Here is a 16,010-nt window from a genome sequence, read left to right on the forward strand (position 1 = left end):
GGCGCATTCGAGTGTGCTCCGCGTAAGGTGGTTTGAGCTTCGCAACCCAAACCTACGCCTTCCGCGCGAGATCCAACACACCCGGGTGCGCCGTCATCTCTTTGCCCCCGCCTCGCTTCCGAGTTTCCGGATGGACACTAGTTAAAAAGGGTGAGGGTATTGGATACGTGCCCTCCTTCTTGCAGATCAGCGGTGCTCAAAACTCCGATCAGCTAGAGGGTTTTATCCGCAATCTGCAATTGCGCAGACTTCTGGGGCCCAAGCAAAGCTATGCAAGTCACCGCACTCGCAGTCACCGCACTTGCAGGCAGGCGGAGCCCCCACTACCGTTCCGTTCAAGATGGTGCTCTTTGGTTGAAAAGTGCCTCAATCGCCACCGGAGGAAGCTGAATGGCGGAAGATCAGCAGGAACGCCACGAGCAATTACGAGCTGCGGCTCGGTTGGCTCTCCAGAGAATCGAGCAGGCGAGACAGAATCAGGAATCTGGGCAGGCGGTATCAGAGCCAAATCCCGCATTCCAAGCTATTCTTGGAGCGCTCGCTAAAAATATTCGCGACAGGTATTACAAGGGACAGACGCTATATTTGGATGGGTACACGTTCACCAATTGCTGCTTCCACAACTGCACGCTTGTCACAGAAACTGGGTTGTTTTCTGTTTACTCTTGCACATTCGCAAATAGCACTGTCCAATTTGGTGCGAGCGCGCGTCGCATTATCCGTTTGTTCACTCTTTACCACAAATCACCGTGGGAATCCTTCAACCCGGAAATTGCGGAAGATGGCTCAATCACCATCGAATAGCAGCGGCTATGTCAGAATGGCGCTGCAGGGCATCCTCCGGTCAAGTCATGCGCTTATCTTTGCGTTAAGCATCAGCGCAATTGTGCTCTTTGGCCTCGCTGCGGACAAGTACGAGGTGGTAGCGTACATAGCTTGTGGACTGTTCGCCCTGTGTGTGTTGGCAGTGGTCGGACGATACGTCATCAAGGGACCGGAGCAGGATCGTGCCCAGCCAATTCTGACATACTCACCACAACAGCTCCAGATTGTAAATGTCGAGCCCGCGGCTATGGAGAGTCTGGCTCGGCTGATGGTAACTAGCCGGCATCCGCTCCCCCCGGCTGCAGGTATCCTCACCGGCCCCGCGTCGGACCCTAACGCCATTCAGTTACTTTCACCGGAGCAAGTCGATCAACTCGAACAGCTCATCGAGGAGATCCAACCCGAAGACCACGGGACGGTCTAGTTGGCTCGCACCCGGTACTTGAGGCAGTAGCTAGGCCGAATCTGCGTGATGTGCGTTCGGCTCGCGCGTCGCGAGCGCTCGCGGCTGAGCTATATTGAAGTTAGAATCCAAACCCGCATTCGGTGCATCCTCACTCGATTATTTGAACGGCGCTGGTCCTCACCCACTGCTTAGCCTTCTGCAGCAAACTATTGAGTGCCACGCTTCTCTACCCAAAGGAGCTTGCGCGCGTAATCCGGCCTTTGAGTCCACTGGCCCGAACTTTCTCCTTGCTGTTCCGTCCATCGGACAACATCTTCACACATCCGTTTTCCGCCTCTGCCCAACCAACCTATAAAGGATGTTCTCAAATTACTTTGGGGTCGCGGTTCAACTCATTCGTGCATGGCGAAAAGGTGGTCGCTTTGTCCGAAAGACGCTGGCTGTAGCAATCGCTCTCACGTTGATCGCTATCTTGGTTGTTGCGCTCGGCGAAGCCGACGTATTGAATAAGTCCGTCACTGGACCGGTGGGTGCCGGGATTGGCGCAGTCGCAGCGTTGCTCGGGATAGGGGTCTATGCACGTCAGCAGGCGGTCGACTATTCCGAGCGGGAACAAAAGATTGAGCAGGTAGAGAGGCGCTTTCACGAGAACCCCACCGAGCCGCAAGCTGCGTGGGAGCTCGCAAGAGTGAAGCTGGAAACTTATTTGAACCGGAATTTAAACCAAGTTCGCTCAATTTTCTGGCTTACTTCCATTGTAATGGTCGTAGGCTTCATACTCATCGGCTACGGAGTGTCAAAAGCGTTCGACTCGCCACAAGCTATCGGGCCCGCCGTCGTTGCGGCCGGCAGTGGGATACTCGTAAACCTGATAGGCGCAACGTTTCTTGTGATCTATCGCTCAACAATGGAACAAGCCAAGGAGTACGTCGCGATACTAGAGCGCATTAATGCAGTCGGAATGGCCGTTCAGATTTTGGAATCTCTGGGCGATCGCGATCACGCCTTGCGCCAAGAGACAACTGCGCAGATCGCGACGCAGTTACTCACGCTTTATGCGGCTAAGCCCCCCGCCTGACACGGCTTTCCGAATAAAGCGTTGCAGTGGACGCCGGGGTCTGGAGACAGGCAACTGAAGGGTAGCGGAGGTGCAGCCCGGACGCCGCTAACTTGGTGTTAAGCAGCTTTAAGTGGAGAACATCGCTATGTGCGCGCTTCTCTCGTTGGTCGTGGGTGCTACCTGCACCCTCCTTGCGGCCTGTGCCCCGCATGCGGGCACCGGATCAGCCTCCGGCGCGGAGCCGCTCGCGTCCGACACCGGGCGAGTGACGGTCGAGCGTGGTACTCTCTACTACGACGTGCGAGGCAGCGGCCCGCCGCTGGTGCTCCTCCATGCGGGGGGCCGAGACCTCACCATGTGGGATTCGCAGGCCGGTCCCCTCGCCCGCTCCTTCCGCCTCGTCCGCTACGACGCGCGTGGACATGGCCGCTCCACCGCACCTGCAGGACCCTACTCCACCACCGAGGACCTGCGCCTGCTGCTGGACCATCTCGGCATCGAGCGGGCCTCCCTCGTGGGCATCTCCATGGGGGCAGGCGTCGCTCTGGACTTCGCCGCCACCCATCCGGAGCGCGTGAGCAAGCTGGCGCTCGTCTCCACGAGCGGGCCGCCGCCGGGGGTGCCGATCCCACCCGGCGCCGCGCCGCCGCTGACGCACGAAGCGGGGCGAGCGCGGTTGCGCGCGCTCACCATGCCGCGCATGCTCATCGTAGGTGAGGGCGACACTCCGGACCACCTTGCAGTCGCGGCGCGCGTGGAGGCGGAGGTGCCGCAGGTGCGCGTCGTGCGCCTTGCGGGAGGGAGGCATCTGGTCAACCAGGACGTGCCGGAGGCATTCAATGCTCTGCTCCTCGGCTTCCTCAAATAGGATACCGGGCCTGCTGAGCCGCTATCCGCCGAGCCTGGCGCGCAGGGTGCGACTAGCTCGTACAAGGCGCCGTTCCTACCCTCCTCGGGTGCTCGTGAATGGGTAGCCCTCGGGAACTTCCAATGTCAGAGCCTATCCCGGATGGAACGTCTGATGACAAAGGGAACCCGCGCTGTCTTAACTGCGGTGCGCAGCTAGTGGGGGAGTTCTGCCATGGGTGCGGACAGAACGCGGGTGAAACGCAGTCGTCCCTGCGTCGCTGGATCGGGAAAGAGATGGAGGAGCATTTTTCCGTCGATGCCAAGCTGCCTCGAACGCTGCGCTCGCTTTTCCTTCAGCCCGGGTTCCTGACACGAGAGTACCTCGACGGGCGGCGCGCCCGCTACATCCGGCCGCTCCAACTCTACCTCCTTGCAGCCGCGCTCCTCTTTGTGGGCAGCTGGTTCAAGACCGCGGCGGAGGGCGGGCTCTCCGCCGCGTTGCGCGGGCCGGAGCAGGCGGTCGCGGGGCGGAATACGGCGATCCAGGAGCGTTCTGGCGCTTCGCCAGCAGCCAGGCAGCAGTCGTGCGTCGGCGAGAGGCGCACGTTTGAATGCCTGATGACGTACGCTGCTGGGGTGGCGGGAAGGGCGGGATCCAGATATGAACGCAGCACTCAGCTCGAGTTCATCGACCTCCTCTCGCGCGCCATGTTCCTCCTACTTCCGCTCTTCTCTTTTCTGTTGTTTCTCCTGTACCTCCGCCAACGGAGACATTATCTCGAACACCTGATTTTCGCGCTCCACCTCCATGCGTTTGCATTCATCGTCCTGGGAGTTCTGGCGATGCTGCCCGAGGGAGTCCGGCTGTCGGACGGGACCGGCTCCCTGTTCGTCCCCGTCATGCTGATCTACCTGTTCCTTGCCATGCGCGCCGTCTACCGGCAAACCAGGGTAAAAACCACCGCCAAGCTCGCTCTTCTCGTTGCTGGCTATATCCCCGCGATGCTTGTTACCGGCGCGATTGCTCTCCTGGCGGGCATAGGCTGAGTGAGCCGAATCATAGCCAGCGTTACCTGCACTCGGACCACCTCGCTTGCACAGCGGATCCGCCGGAGCCCATGATCCGTAGCTTCATCTACGACCTACTGATCCTCCGACTCACCTCGCGTTGGTACGCCGAGGTGCTGGCGCGCGTGCCCCAGGGCGCCGCGCTGCTGGACGTGGGGATCGGCACGGCCGGCGCTCTGCTGGCCAACGCCGATTCGGTGACGCGGAAGCGCCTGCGCATCGTCGGCATCGACGTGGATGCGGACTACGTTGAGCGCGCGCGGCGCAGGCTGGGAGATTCCTCGCTGGCCGATCTAGCCGAGGTGCGTCTGCAGTCCGTCTACGATCATCGGGGCGGGCCGTACGATGCCGTGTATTTCTCCGGCAGCTTCATGCTCCTGGCCGAGCCCGAGCAGGCGTTGCGGCACTGCTGCACGCTCCTGAAGCCAGGTGGATCCATCTTCTTCACCCAAACCATCCAGAAACAGCCAGCCCGCTGGATGGAGCTTCTCAAGCCCATGCTGAAACGGGTCACGAGCATCGACTTCGGCAGGGTGACCTACGAAGACGATTTCAAAGCGCAGATCCACGCCGCGGGACTGCATCTGGAGGAATTCACCACCCTGGCCCGCCACGGGAGCCGGATCACGTGCATTGCCGTGGCAAGGCCCGCCCGTACACGCGCCGGCTGAGCGTAGTCAGTAATGGCGCCGCGCCCGTTTCGGCCGAAAACGGGCGCGGCGGCTTAGCCCTCCAACCAAATACCATCTTCGCCAATCTACTGTGTACGGACGCACCACCGGCCCATCTGGTGCTGGTGATGCGCATGCGTATGCCGCCGAACGTGCGTTTTTACACAGAGCGTTGCTTTTTACACACCTCGCGTGTACACTGGCTTCATGGCACAGAACCGACCCGCGCTGACCAAGCGCGAAAAAGAGATCCTGGACATCGTCTACGCCCGCGGCCACGCGACCGCGGCCGAGGTACGCGCCGCGATGGCCGATCCGCCCACCGACGCGGGCGTGCGCACCGTGCTGCGCGTGCTGGTGAACAAGGGCCATCTGCGCATTCAGCAGGAGGGTCCGCGCTACGATTACTGGCCCGTGGTCGCCCGCGAGACCGCTCGGCGATCCGAGGTGCAGCACCTGCTGCGCACCTTCTTCGGCGGCTCGCTGGAGTCCGCGCTGGCCACGCTGCTGGACGTGGGGCGCGGGAAGCTGGACGACGAGGAGCGGGAGCGCCTGAAGCGCCTTATCGATGACGCCGCGCAGGAGGGACGCTGAGATGACCAACCTGACTCCGATGGTCCTCCTCCTCCTTAAGGCGAGCGCCCTGCTGATCGCCGCGCTGGCCGCGGGACTCCTGCTCCGGCGGAGAGCGGCGGCGGACCGGCATCGGCTCTGGAGCGCGACGTTCGCGGGGCTCCTTGCGCTCCCCCTTCTTGCAGTCGCGCTCCCCGGCTTGCGCATCCCCCTCCCCGCGCCGCGTCCGCTCTCGGTCGTTGCGGCCGAGGGCCCCGCGCCGGTAGCCGCGCTCGCCGAAGCACCCCGCGCCGCGCCCGTGGCACATCGCGGCTCCTCCGCGCCATCCGCCGCCCCGCGCACCGCCAAACCTGTCGCGACGAGGCCGCTTCCATCGGTGCGCAGTGTGGCCCTGGCCGTCTGGCTGGCGGGTGTGCTCGCCGCCCTGGCCGCGCTGCTCACGGCGCTGCTCCGGGCGCATTGGGTGGCCAAAGACGCGGAGGCGATGGACGACCCGGCCTGGCGCGCGTCGGCCTCCGACCTCGCGGGACGGCTGGGAATGCGCCGCCCGGTGCGAATCCTCGCCTCCCCCGCGGTGCAGACGCCGATGGCGGGCGGTCTTCTGCGCCCCACGGTGTTCGTCCCTCCCACCGCGCGAGAGTGGCCGGACGAGTTGCGCGCGATGGTGCTGGCCCACGAGATCGCGCACCTGGCGGGCCGGGATCCGCTCCGCAAGGTGCTCGGACGCGCCGCGCTCACGCTGTACTGGTTCCATCCCCTGGCCTGGATCGCGGCGAGGCAGGCGGCCGCCGCCTGCGAGCAGGCGTGCGACGAAGCCGTGCTCGCGCTGGGGGTGCGCCCCTCCGCCTACGCCGGCGTGCTCCTCCACTTCGCCGACGCCGCACCGCCCGTGCTGGCGGGCGCGGCGCTCCCCATCGTCCGACGCTCATCCCTGGAGGCTCGACTCATGGTCATTCTCAACGCCCCAACGCGTCCCGCCGCGCGGCGCGGAATCGTGCTCCCGGCGGTCGCGGCCGCCGCGGTCACCGTGTGCATCGCGGCGGCCCAACCCATCGCGCCGCCGAGCACCCCCGCCGTCGCGCCCCTGCGGCCCGTGCTCGCGCAGAACGTCGCCGCCCGTCCCGCGGCGATCGTACCGGTCGTGACGAGCGCCACCACGCCCTCCGCCCCCGTCCTGACTCGCCAGGAGTCGTGCTGGTCCAGGGGCACCGGGGAGACGTTCAGCGGCACGGTGTCGATGAGCGACGACAACGGGGTGTCGACCATTTACGAGCGGTCCGGGCGCGCGGGGAACGAGGTGATCGTGCAGCGCTCCTTTGATGACCTGCGCATCTGCGCGCGGGCGGAGGGGCTGCGGGACGACGATGCGGTCCCGAGCAGCTGGCCGAGCCGCGCGGGTCGCGTGGTCCTGGAGACGGAGCAGCGGGGCGACGTGCGGCAGATGAACATCGCGGGCGGACAGGCGACGTATGCGGTCAACGGCGCCCAGCGCGGCGTCGATGCGTCGGCCCAGGCGTGGCAGAGCCGGCTCCTGGCGCTCCTGGACGCCACCTGGGAGCTGAGCCAGCTCCGCGGCCGGGAGAGCAGCCTGCGCGGGGAGATCGCGTCGATCCACGGGGAGCGCAGCAGCCTGCATGGGGAGATCGCCTCGCTGCGGGGCGAGGTAAGCAGCATGCGCGGCCAGATCGCGTCGCTGCGTGGAGAGGAGAGCAGCCTGAACGGAAGGATCGCCTCCATCCGCGGGCAGCTGAGTGGACTGCAAGGGCAGATCGCCTCCGAGCGGGGGGCCATCGCCAGCCTCACCGCCTCGGCGCGCTCTCAGAGCGGGGCCGACAACGAGCGGATCAGCCGGCGCGTCGCCCAGCACCGGGAGGCGATTCGCGAGCTGGAGGAGGAGATCCGCCGCTACGACGTGGACAGCCGGGTCCGCGCGGTCGAGAGGGAGAGAGCGGAGTTGGATGTGGACCGGCAGGTGGCAGCCATCGAGCGCCAGATCGCCCAGTTCGACCCGGAGTCGCGCATCGCCGAAGTGAACCGGCGCATCGCCGCTCTGCGGGTGGACGAGAGCGTCGCGGCCATCGAACGGCAGATCACCGCGCTCGACGCCCCCCGGCGCATCCGGGCACTGGAGGCCCGGGTGGCGGAGGCGCTGGAGCGCCTGCGCGCGGAGCTTCGCTGACGGTAGGGGGAATGGCCCCGGCGGTGGGTCGCCGGGGGCTGAAGCCCCCGGCTGGAACTACGGGAAGGCGGCTGAAGCCGGCTCGTGCACACCGGCATCGGCCCGGAGTCCGCGCAGGCGGACTTTGTGCTGTTGTTGCAGCGAGTTCACTCGCCCGAACCAACCCCAGCAAAAAAGGGCGGACCCTCGCGGGCCCGCCCTTTTGCATGTCACCATCAACAGCTTACGCCGCCTGCTCCTCGCGCGTCTTGCAATCCAGGCAGTAGCGCGCGTGGGGAAGCGCTTCGAGGCGCTCAAAGGGGATCGGCTTCTTGCACGAGTGGCAGAGTCCGAACTCCGTGGGGTTGTTGATCAGGCGGCGAAGCGCCTCCTCCACGCGGTACAGGTAGCGCCCCTCCTTGCTGGCGAAGAGAAACGACTTCTCACGCTCCATCGCGTCGGTTCCCTGGTCCGCCATGTGGAACGAATAGCTGGACAGGTCCGCGTCCGCCGAATCGCGCGTCCGCGACGACTGCTCCTGAAACCGACCAAGAGACCTCAGCGTCTTCTGCCGCTCGCGCGTCAGAAGCCGCTCGATCTGCTCGAGCTGTGTCCGATCCATGCCGCTCTCACTGCTGATGGTTGGGGAACTGGGCTGGACGCGTGTGGCGGGAGGGGAGCGGAGACACGTTCCTGGCCGCACCGCCTGGAAGTCCGAAACTCTGAAAAATAACCAAACCCGCGGTATCAGTACACCCCCGCGGGCTCAGCTGCCGAAACGCTCGATCACGCGCACCACGTCGTTGCCGTTCGCCCACAGCATCAGCGCCACCACGATCAGCAGGCCGACCTGCGAGAGCCGGATGCGCGTCTCCACCGATAGCGGCCGGCCGCGCACCGCCTCGATGCCCAGGAACATCAGGTGGCCCCCGTCGAGCACCGGGATCGGCAGGAGGTTGAGGACGGCCAGGTTGATCGAGAAGAAGGCCAGGAAGGCCAGGAAGACGTCCAGCCCCATCCGCGCCGTCTGGCCGGATGCCTGCCCGATGGTGAGCAGCCCGCCCATGTTGCGCGCGGAGGTGCGGCCGGTGATCAGGTCGCGTAGCGCGTCCAGGATCGACACGGTGCCGTCCCAGGTGTCCGTGAACCCCGTCTTCACCGCCTCACCCAGCCCGACGGAGCGGCGCTCGGTGGGCACCTCCGGCGGATACGCGCCGATCCGGCCGACGGTGATGGCCTTGCCGTCCGGCCCGTCCTCGCGCTCGGTGGCGGGGGTGATGGTCATCCGCACGCGCCGCCCACCGCGCTCCACCTCTATGGGGAGCGGGAGCCCGGGGCTGGCGCGCACCACGCGCACGAAGTCGTTCCACCCCTGCACCGGCTTCCCGTTCACCGCCACCATGCGGTCGCCGGCCTTCATTCCCGCGCGCGCGGCGGGCTGGCCGGGCTCGACCCTGGGGATGACCGCGGGGATCAGCGGCTGGATGGAGCGCGCCACCTCCATGCGCGCCGTGCGCCCCTCGGGCACCACCAGCGTCACCGTGCGGCCACCTTCCAGCGCCACCGGGAGCGGCCCCGGCACCGCATCCACGATCCCCCTGCGGATGTCGCCCCACGAGCTGACCGGCTGCCCGCCGACCGACACGACGCGCGCGCCGAAGGGGATCTTGGCCGCCTCGGCCGCGGGGCCCACCGCCGTAGCCGGCTCGGGGGTCGCGACCTGCGTGATGCGGACGATGCGCTCGCCGTACGCCGCGGCCAGCGCGCCGTAGACGAGAACCGCGAAGAGGAAGTTGACGATCACCCCGGCCGAGATCACCAGGGTGCGCGCCCAGAGCGGCTTGGAGTCGAAGGTGCGCTCGGGGTCCACCGGCACCCCTTCGGAGCCGCCCTCCAGCACCGACTGCGCCTCGTCGTCCTCCATCCCGGCCATCTTGACGTAGCCGCCCAGCGGGATGGCGGAGATCACGTACTCCGTCTCGCCGCGCGTGAAGCCGACCACGCGCGGCCCGAAGCCGATGGAGAAGCGGGGGACCTGGATTCCGACCCACTTGGCGGCGAAGAAGTGCCCCGCCTCGTGGATGGTCACCAGCACCCCGATCACGACCAGGAAAGCAGCGATATTCAGCAGCAAGGCACGTAGTTCCGCACAAAGGTTTCCGTCGTCTGGCGGGCCCAGGCGTCCGCCTCGAGCACCGCCCCCAGCGAATCCGCGGGGCCGCCGCGCCACTGCGCCAGCGTCTCACCGACCGCTTCCGCGATCCCGGGGAAGCCGAGGCTTCCACCCAGGAAGTGCGCCACCGCCACCTCGTTGGCCGCGTTGAAGACGGCCGGCGCGGTGCCGCCCTCCCTCCCCGCCGCCACGCCAAGCGCAAAGGCGGGGAAGCGCTCCTCGTCCACCGCCTCGAAGGTCAGCGCCCCGGCGGCCACGGGATCGAAGCGCCGGCATTCGTACACCAGCCGCTCCGGAAAGCTCAACGCGTACAGCACGGGGAGCTCCATCGTCGGGAACCCCATCTGCGCCAGCACCGACCCGTCCACCATCTCCACCATCGAGTGGATGATGGACTGCGGGTGCACCACCGCCTCGATCCGCTCGTACGGCACGCCGAAGAGGAAGTGCGCCTCGATCACCTCCAACGCCTTGTTGGCGAGCGTGGCGGAGTCGATGGTGACCTTGGAACCCATGTCCCACGTGGGATGCCGCAGCGCGTCGGCGGGCGTGGCGGCGGCGAGCATCTCGGCCGTCCAGCAGCGAAAGGGGCCGCCGGACGCGGTCAGCACCAGCCGCCGCACCGCCTCGGGCGGGCTCCCGGCGAGGCACTGGAGGATGGCGCTGTGCTCGCTGTCCACGGGCAGCAGCTCTCCCCCGCCCTCGCGCGCGGCCTGCAGCACCAGCGGCCCGGCGCACACCAGCGACTCCTTGTTGGCGAGCGCGACCCGCTTTCCGGCCCGCAGCGCCGCCAGCGTCGGCTCCAGCCCCGCCGCGCCGACCAGCGCGTTGAGCACCACGTCGGCGTCGGGGTGGGTGGCGGCCTCCAGCAGCGCCTCGCGCCCGGTGCGCCAGCGGGTCCCCCCGCACGCGCCCGCCGGCACCGGGCCCTCCGCCACGACGGCCAGATCGGGCCGGTATCGCTCCGCCAGCGCACCAAGCGCCTCGCCGCGTGTACCCGCGGTGAGCGCCACCGCGCGGAAACGGTCCGGGTGCTGGTCCAGCACGGCCAGCGCGCTCCGGCCGATCGATCCGGTTGCGCCGAGGATGGAAACGCCCTTCAAACGGAAGTCCTGGAGAACGGAAGCGCCAAGTGCCGAGTGCCAGGTGCCGAGTACGTTCGCGGGCCGGCCCCGGCGCATTTTCAGGGCACGGGCAGCCACGCGGGGCTGCCCCTACCAGGTTTTCGCGCGTGGAGCATCGGTCGGGGCAGGGAGAGGGCGGGCGTGATGAATCATGCCCCTACCACAATCCTGCGGATCACGCACCCACGACGTACCGAAAGAACGCGTACCCGATCGGAAGCGTGAAGAAGAGCGAGTCGAAGCGGTCCAGCGCGCCGCCGTGGCCGGGGAGGAGCTTGCCCGAATCCTTGACCCCCACGTCGCGCTTGAACAGCGACTCCGCCAGGTCGCCCGTCTGCGACGACACCGAGATCAGCACGCCGAACGCCGCCGCCTCCACGATCCCCATCTGGTACGAGGGGAAGCGGGCGAGCAGGAATCCATACCCCACGGCGGAGAGAAGGGTGCCAAAGAGGGCGCAGACGGCGCCCTCCACCGTCTTTCCGGGGCTCACCTTGGGGATCAGCTTGCGCTTTCCCCAGGTCCGCCCGCCGAAGTAGGCGAAGCTGTCGTTGATCCAGGTGAGCACTACCGGCGCCAGCAGGATGACCATGCCGTGCAGCGGCGATTCCACGCCCGGCAGGTGGCGCAGGAAGAGCGCGAAGAGGAGGAGCCCCGTGTACGCCGCGCCGAACACGGTGACCGACACCGCGAGAAGCGGGTCGCCGGCGACGCCGCGCGCCCAGATGGCCGCCGTGCACGCCACGATCACGGTCGCGGCCACGATGCCGAAGAGGAGCGGGTTGTCCAGCCCGCGCGTGGGCCACAGCGCCGCCGCCGCCACCAGCGCGACCGCCCCCGCCGCGCCCAGAGCCGGGAGCGCGCGGGGGCCCTTGAGCGCGGCCATGCGGAACAATTCCAGCGCGGAAAGCGCGGCGGATGCCGCCAGCAGCGCGGCCAGCACCCAGCCTCCCAGGTACATCGCCCCCACCGCCACGGGAATCAGCACCGCGGCGACGAGGGTGCGGGTCAGCGTCTCGTTGCGCGCCACGGCGTCAGCTCGCCAGCACGCGCCCGAAGCGGCGCTCCCGGCGCTGGAAGTCGCGGATGGCGCCGAAGAGGTGCTCGCGCGTGAAGTCGGGCCAGAGCACGGGGGTCACGTGGATCTCGGAGTAGGCGAGCTGCCAGAGCATGAAGTTGGAGATCCTCATCTCGCCGGAGGTGCGGATCAGGAGGTCGGGATCGGGGTCGCTCGCGGTGTACAGCTGCTGGGCGAAGAGCTTCTCGTCGATCTCGCCGGGGACGAGCGTGCCGTCCAGGACGCGCTCGGCCAGGCGGCGCGCGGCGTTCACGATCTCGGTGCGCGAGCCGTACGAGATGGCCAGGTTCAGCCGCAGCCGCCGCCCGCCGGCCGTGTGGTCCACCAGCGACTCCATGGCGCGGCGGGTGCGCGGCGACAGGCGGTCCACCTCGCCGATCATGTGCACCTCCACGCCCTTGCCGCGCAGGTCCTCCCGTTCGCGGCGCACGTACAGCTCCAGCAGCGCCATCAGCGCGGAGACCTCGGCCGGCGGGCGGCCCCAGTTCTCCTGCGAGAAGGCGTACAGCGTCAGCACCTCCACCCCGGCATCGGCGGAGGCCTCCACCACCTCGCGCACGGCACGCATCCCGGCGCGGTGCCCAAAGGTGCGCGGGCGGCTCCGCTGCTTCGCCCACCTGCCGTTGCCATCCATGATGATGGCCACGTGCCGGGGGATCTCTCCGCCGGTGCGGATCTGCTGGAGGAGGTCGCTGCTGGACATGCGGGGGAAGATGGACCCCGGAGAGAGGTTTGTCAAAGCAAGGAGTTGGCGGCGAAGTGCCGGCACGGCCGTTTCACGCAGAGACGCAGAGAAAAACAGCAAGGGAACGGAGAGAACCGCTTTCCGCGGTTCTTTCCGTTCCCTCTGTGTCTCTGTGTGAAACCGCCGTCTTCGAGGTCAGACCTCCATCACCTCGGCTTCCTTGTGCTTCAGGATCTCCTCGACCTTGCCGATGTACTGGTCGGTGAGCTTCTGCACCTTGTCCTGCTCGCGGCGGACGTCGTCCTCGGAGAGGCCTTCCTTCTTCTGGCTGGCCTTGACCTCGTCGTTGGCGTCCTTGCGCGCCTGCCGCACCGCCACGCGGGCCTCCTCCGCCATCTTGTGGAGGTGCTTCACGAACTCGCGGCGGCGCTCCTCGGTCAGCGCCGGGATGGGGATGCGGATGATGCTCCCGTCGTTGGACGGGTTCAGCCCCAGGTCGCTCTCGCGCAGCCCGCGGTCGATCTCCTTCAGCAGGCTCTTGTCCCACGGCGTGATGGTGAGGAGGCGCGGCTCGGGCGCCGCCACCGTTCCCACCTGGTTCAGCGGCACCTTGCTCCCGTACGCCTCCACGCGGATCGAGTCCAGCAGCGCCGGCGACGCCTTGCCGGTGCGCACGCTGGCGAACTCGCGGCGCAGCGCTTCCAGGGCGCTCTCCATCCGCTGGCGGGCCTTATCCAGACTGGGCATTGGCTTTCGACTCGCGGCTCAGGTGGGTGTGGGTTCCGGCTCGCTGTCCAGCGCCGGCGCCTTCGAGTGGACCAGCGTTCCGATCCTCTCGCCGTTGATGGCGTCGGCCACCGCGCGGCGCTTGTCCAGGTTCAGCACCAGGATGGGGATGTCGTTCTCCTTGCACAGCGAGAGCCCCGCCGCATCCATTACCCCCAGCTCGCGCGAGAGCGCGTCCAGGTAGGTGATCTCCGGGATGAAGACGGCGTCGGCGTTCTTCTTGGGGTCGGACGAGTAGATGCCGTCCACCTTGGTCGCCTTGATGATGACGTCCGCCTCCATCTCGATGCCGCGCAGCACCGCCGCGGTGTCGGTGGAGAAGTACGGGTTTCCCGTGCCCCCGGCAAAGATCACCACGCGCCCCTTCTCCAGGTGCCGCATGGCGCGGCGGCGCACGTAGGGCTCGGCCAGCTGCTCCAGGCGGATCGCCGTCAGCACGCGCGTGTGCACGCCCTTGCGCTCCAGGACGTCCTGCATCGCCAGGGCGTTGATGATGGTGGCCAGCATCCCCATGTAGTCCGCGTTGACGCGGTCCATGCCTTCGGCGCTGGCCGCCGTCCCGCGGACGATGTTCCCCCCGCCGATCACCAGGCCGAGGGCCACGCCCATGTCGTGGACGTGCTTGATCTCCTCCGTGATGCGGTCCACCACCGGCGGGGAGATCCCGAACCTCTGATCTCCGGCGAGGGCCTCGCCGGAGATCTTGAGGAGGACCCGGCGATACTTCAGACCATCCACCCCCTCGCCGGGGGCGACCGATCCCAGCTCGCCGGCGGCGCTCACTGCTCGCCCAGCTGGTAGCGGGTGAAGCGGCGCACCTCGATCTTCTCGCCCGTCGTGCCGGAGACGTGGGTGATCATCTCCCCCACCGTCTGGTCCGGGTTCTTGACGAAGGGCTGCTCCAGGAGCACGCTCTCCGCGTAGAACTTCTCCACCTTGCCGTCCACGATCTTGTCCCAGATGTGCTCCGGTTTCCCGCTCTCGCGCATCTGCTCGCGGTACACGTTGCGCTCGCGCTCCAGCACCTCGGCCGAGATCTGGTCGCGCGACACGGAGGTGGGCGCCGCCGCCGCGATGTGCATGGCGATGTCGCGCACCAGCGCCTGGAAGGTGTCGTTGCGGGCCACGAAGTCCGTCTCGCACCCGACCTCCACCATCACGCCGATCTTGCCACCCATGTGGATGTAGGCGCCCACCGCGCCCTCGGTGGCCTCGCGCTCGGCGCGCTTGGCGGCCTTGGCCGCGCCGCGCGTGCGCAGCAGGTCGATCGCCTTCTCCTGGTCGCCGCCGGCCTCGGTGAGGGCGGTCTTGCACTCCATCATCCCCGCGCCGGTACGGTCGCGGAGCGCCTTTACGTCCTGGGCAGTGAAGCTCATAGCCGTTTCGGTATCCTCGTAGGTCCGTTAAGTCCAGTGCCGCGCCCCCGGCGCGGCTGCAAAAATCGGGGCCACGAGCGCTTTGCGCCAGTGGCCCCGAGAAACTACCCGGCCGTCGGCGCGCCTTACTCCGCGTCGCCGCCCTCGGCCCCGCCCTCGGCGCCCATGCCGCCGGCACCCGGTCCACCGGTCGTGCGGCGCTTGCGGCGCGGGCGGCGCTTCTGGCCGTCGCGGTCGCCACGGTCCGCCGGAGCCCCGGCGCCCGTCTCGGTGGAGTACGACGTCACCTCCGCCTCGTCGGCGCGGCGGCGCGCCTCATCCGGCATCGACATGCGGGCCTCGTGCGCCGCGTCGGCCATGGCGGCCGAGATCACGGTCACCGAGCGGATGGCGTCGTCGTTGCCGGCGATCGGCACCGTGAGCACGTCCGGGTCCGCGTTGGTGTCGGCGATGGCCAGCACCGGGATCCCCAGCTTGTTGGCTTCCTGAACCGCGATGCGCTCCTTCTTGGAGTCCACCACGAAGAGCGCCCCCGGCAGGCGGGCCATGTCCTTGACGCCGCTCAGGTACTTCTCCAGCCGCTCGCGCTCGCGGTCCAGCATCAGGCGCTCCTTCTTCGTGTAGAAGTCGAAGGCGCCCTCCTCCTGCCCGCGCTCCAGCTCGCGCAGGCGGCGGATCTGCTTCTTGATCGTGGCGAAGTTGGTGAGCATCCCGCCCAGCCAGCGCTCGGTCACGTAGAACGAGTTGGAGCGCTCGGCCTCGCTCTGGATCACCTGGCGAAGCTGCTTCTTGGTGCAGACGAAGAGGATGCGCTCGCCGCGCGAAACGATGCTGCGCACCAGCTCCTGCGCGAGCTCGATCTGCCGGAGCGTCTTCTTCAGGTCGATGATGTAGATCCCGTTGCGCTCCGCGAAGATGAACTTGCGCATCTTCGGGTTCCAACGGCTCGTCTGGTGCCCGAAGTGGACGCCGGCTTCGAGGAGGTCCTGGATGGAGGGCTGAGCCATGCTGCTGTTTGCCTGTAAGAATCTGGTTGTCCCCGCGGCGCCCCTCGGCGCCCGGGCTTCCACCGCCGTCATCCGCCGCCCCGACCGGCCTTTCACGGCGCGGCACCCGGGGCAAGCGTCGGGCGGTGTGCAGGATGTGCCGGCTTTCAGGAAGCGGCGCGGTGCCGGCGC

General features: G+C 67.4%; 17 protein-coding genes. 8 read left to right on the plus strand and 9 right to left on the minus strand.

The annotated features are described in order from the left end of the window. Window positions 1–390 precede the first annotated feature (390 nt). The 8 genes from VF584_22495 (at window position 391) to VF584_22530 (ending at window position 7,631) form a co-directional block, all read left to right on the plus strand. Window positions 391–804 (plus strand): hypothetical protein, encoded by a 414-nt coding sequence (locus VF584_22495; protein ID HEX8212962.1) that lies wholly within the window; start codon window positions 391–393, stop codon window positions 802–804. Further along, on the plus strand, window positions 782–1,249 hold the full coding sequence (locus VF584_22500; protein HEX8212963.1) for a hypothetical protein: 468 nt from the start codon (window positions 782–784) through the stop codon (window positions 1,247–1,249). The genes VF584_22495 and VF584_22500 overlap by 23 nt, the downstream gene beginning before the upstream one ends. Window positions 1,250–1,589: 340 nt before the next feature. Then, entirely contained in the window at window positions 1,590–2,309 is a 720-nt protein-coding gene (locus tag VF584_22505) for a hypothetical protein (GenBank protein HEX8212964.1), read from the plus strand. Window positions 2,310–2,556: 247 nt separating this feature from the next. Next, window positions 2,557–3,159, plus strand: a complete 603-nt coding sequence (locus VF584_22510; GenBank protein HEX8212965.1) for an alpha/beta fold hydrolase — start codon at window positions 2,557–2,559, stop codon at window positions 3,157–3,159. 275 nt (window positions 3,160–3,434) lie between these two features. Further along, the gene (locus VF584_22515) at window positions 3,435–4,187 is read left to right on the plus strand and encodes a DUF3667 domain-containing protein (protein HEX8212966.1); all 753 of its coding nucleotides are present in this window, start codon (window positions 3,435–3,437) and stop codon (window positions 4,185–4,187) included. Window positions 4,188–4,258: 71 nt separating this feature from the next. Next, entirely contained in the window at window positions 4,259–4,879 is a 621-nt protein-coding gene (locus VF584_22520; GenBank protein ID HEX8212967.1) for a class I SAM-dependent methyltransferase, read from the plus strand. A gap of 207 nt (window positions 4,880–5,086) precedes the next feature. Continuing rightward, entirely contained in the window at window positions 5,087–5,473 is a 387-nt protein-coding gene (locus VF584_22525; GenBank protein HEX8212968.1) for a BlaI/MecI/CopY family transcriptional regulator, read from the plus strand. Between the two features lies 1 nt (window position 5,474). Further along, complete coding sequence (locus tag VF584_22530) at window positions 5,475–7,631, plus strand: M56 family metallopeptidase (GenBank protein ID HEX8212969.1); 2,157 nt, start codon at window positions 5,475–5,477, stop codon at window positions 7,629–7,631. A 223-nt stretch (window positions 7,632–7,854) separates the two neighbouring features. On the opposite strand, the gene VF584_22535 is transcribed toward VF584_22530, so the two are convergent. From VF584_22535 to rpsB, 9 genes are all read right to left on the minus strand, one after another. Further along, the gene (locus tag VF584_22535) at window positions 7,855–8,232 is read right to left on the minus strand and encodes a TraR/DksA C4-type zinc finger protein (protein HEX8212970.1); all 378 of its coding nucleotides are present in this window, start codon (window positions 8,230–8,232) and stop codon (window positions 7,855–7,857) included. Window positions 8,233–8,376: 144 nt separating this feature from the next. Continuing rightward, a complete protein-coding gene (gene rseP, locus VF584_22540; protein ID HEX8212971.1) occupies window positions 8,377–9,744 on the minus strand; it encodes an RIP metalloprotease RseP in 1,368 nt (455 codons plus the stop codon). Further along, entirely contained in the window at window positions 9,735–10,886 is a 1,152-nt protein-coding gene (gene dxr / locus VF584_22545) for a 1-deoxy-D-xylulose-5-phosphate reductoisomerase (GenBank protein HEX8212972.1), read from the minus strand. Before dxr ends, rseP begins: the two co-directional genes overlap by 10 nt. Before the next feature lie 196 nt (window positions 10,887–11,082). Further along, window positions 11,083–11,937, minus strand: coding sequence for a phosphatidate cytidylyltransferase (locus VF584_22550; GenBank protein HEX8212973.1), 855 nt, complete (start codon window positions 11,935–11,937; stop codon window positions 11,083–11,085). A 4-nt stretch (window positions 11,938–11,941) separates the two neighbouring features. Then, complete coding sequence (locus VF584_22555) at window positions 11,942–12,688, minus strand: isoprenyl transferase (GenBank protein ID HEX8212974.1); 747 nt, start codon at window positions 12,686–12,688, stop codon at window positions 11,942–11,944. A 177-nt stretch (window positions 12,689–12,865) separates the two neighbouring features. After that, entirely contained in the window at window positions 12,866–13,417 is a 552-nt protein-coding gene (gene frr, locus VF584_22560) for a ribosome recycling factor (GenBank protein HEX8212975.1), read from the minus strand. An 18-nt stretch (window positions 13,418–13,435) separates the two neighbouring features. Then, the gene (gene pyrH / locus VF584_22565) at window positions 13,436–14,239 is read right to left on the minus strand and encodes a UMP kinase (protein ID HEX8212976.1); all 804 of its coding nucleotides are present in this window, start codon (window positions 14,237–14,239) and stop codon (window positions 13,436–13,438) included. Further along, window positions 14,236–14,832 (minus strand): translation elongation factor Ts, encoded by a 597-nt coding sequence (tsf, locus tag VF584_22570; protein ID HEX8212977.1) that lies wholly within the window; start codon window positions 14,830–14,832, stop codon window positions 14,236–14,238. Before tsf ends, pyrH begins: the two co-directional genes overlap by 4 nt. Window positions 14,833–14,957: 125 nt before the next feature. Beyond that, a complete protein-coding gene (rpsB, locus tag VF584_22575) occupies window positions 14,958–15,839 on the minus strand; it encodes a 30S ribosomal protein S2 (GenBank protein ID HEX8212978.1) in 882 nt (293 codons plus the stop codon). Between the last annotated feature and the right edge of the window lie 171 nt (window positions 15,840–16,010).

Origin of the sequence: Longimicrobium sp. (assembly GCA_036389135.1) — a bacterium.
GTDB lineage: Bacteria > Gemmatimonadota > Gemmatimonadetes > Longimicrobiales > Longimicrobiaceae > Longimicrobium.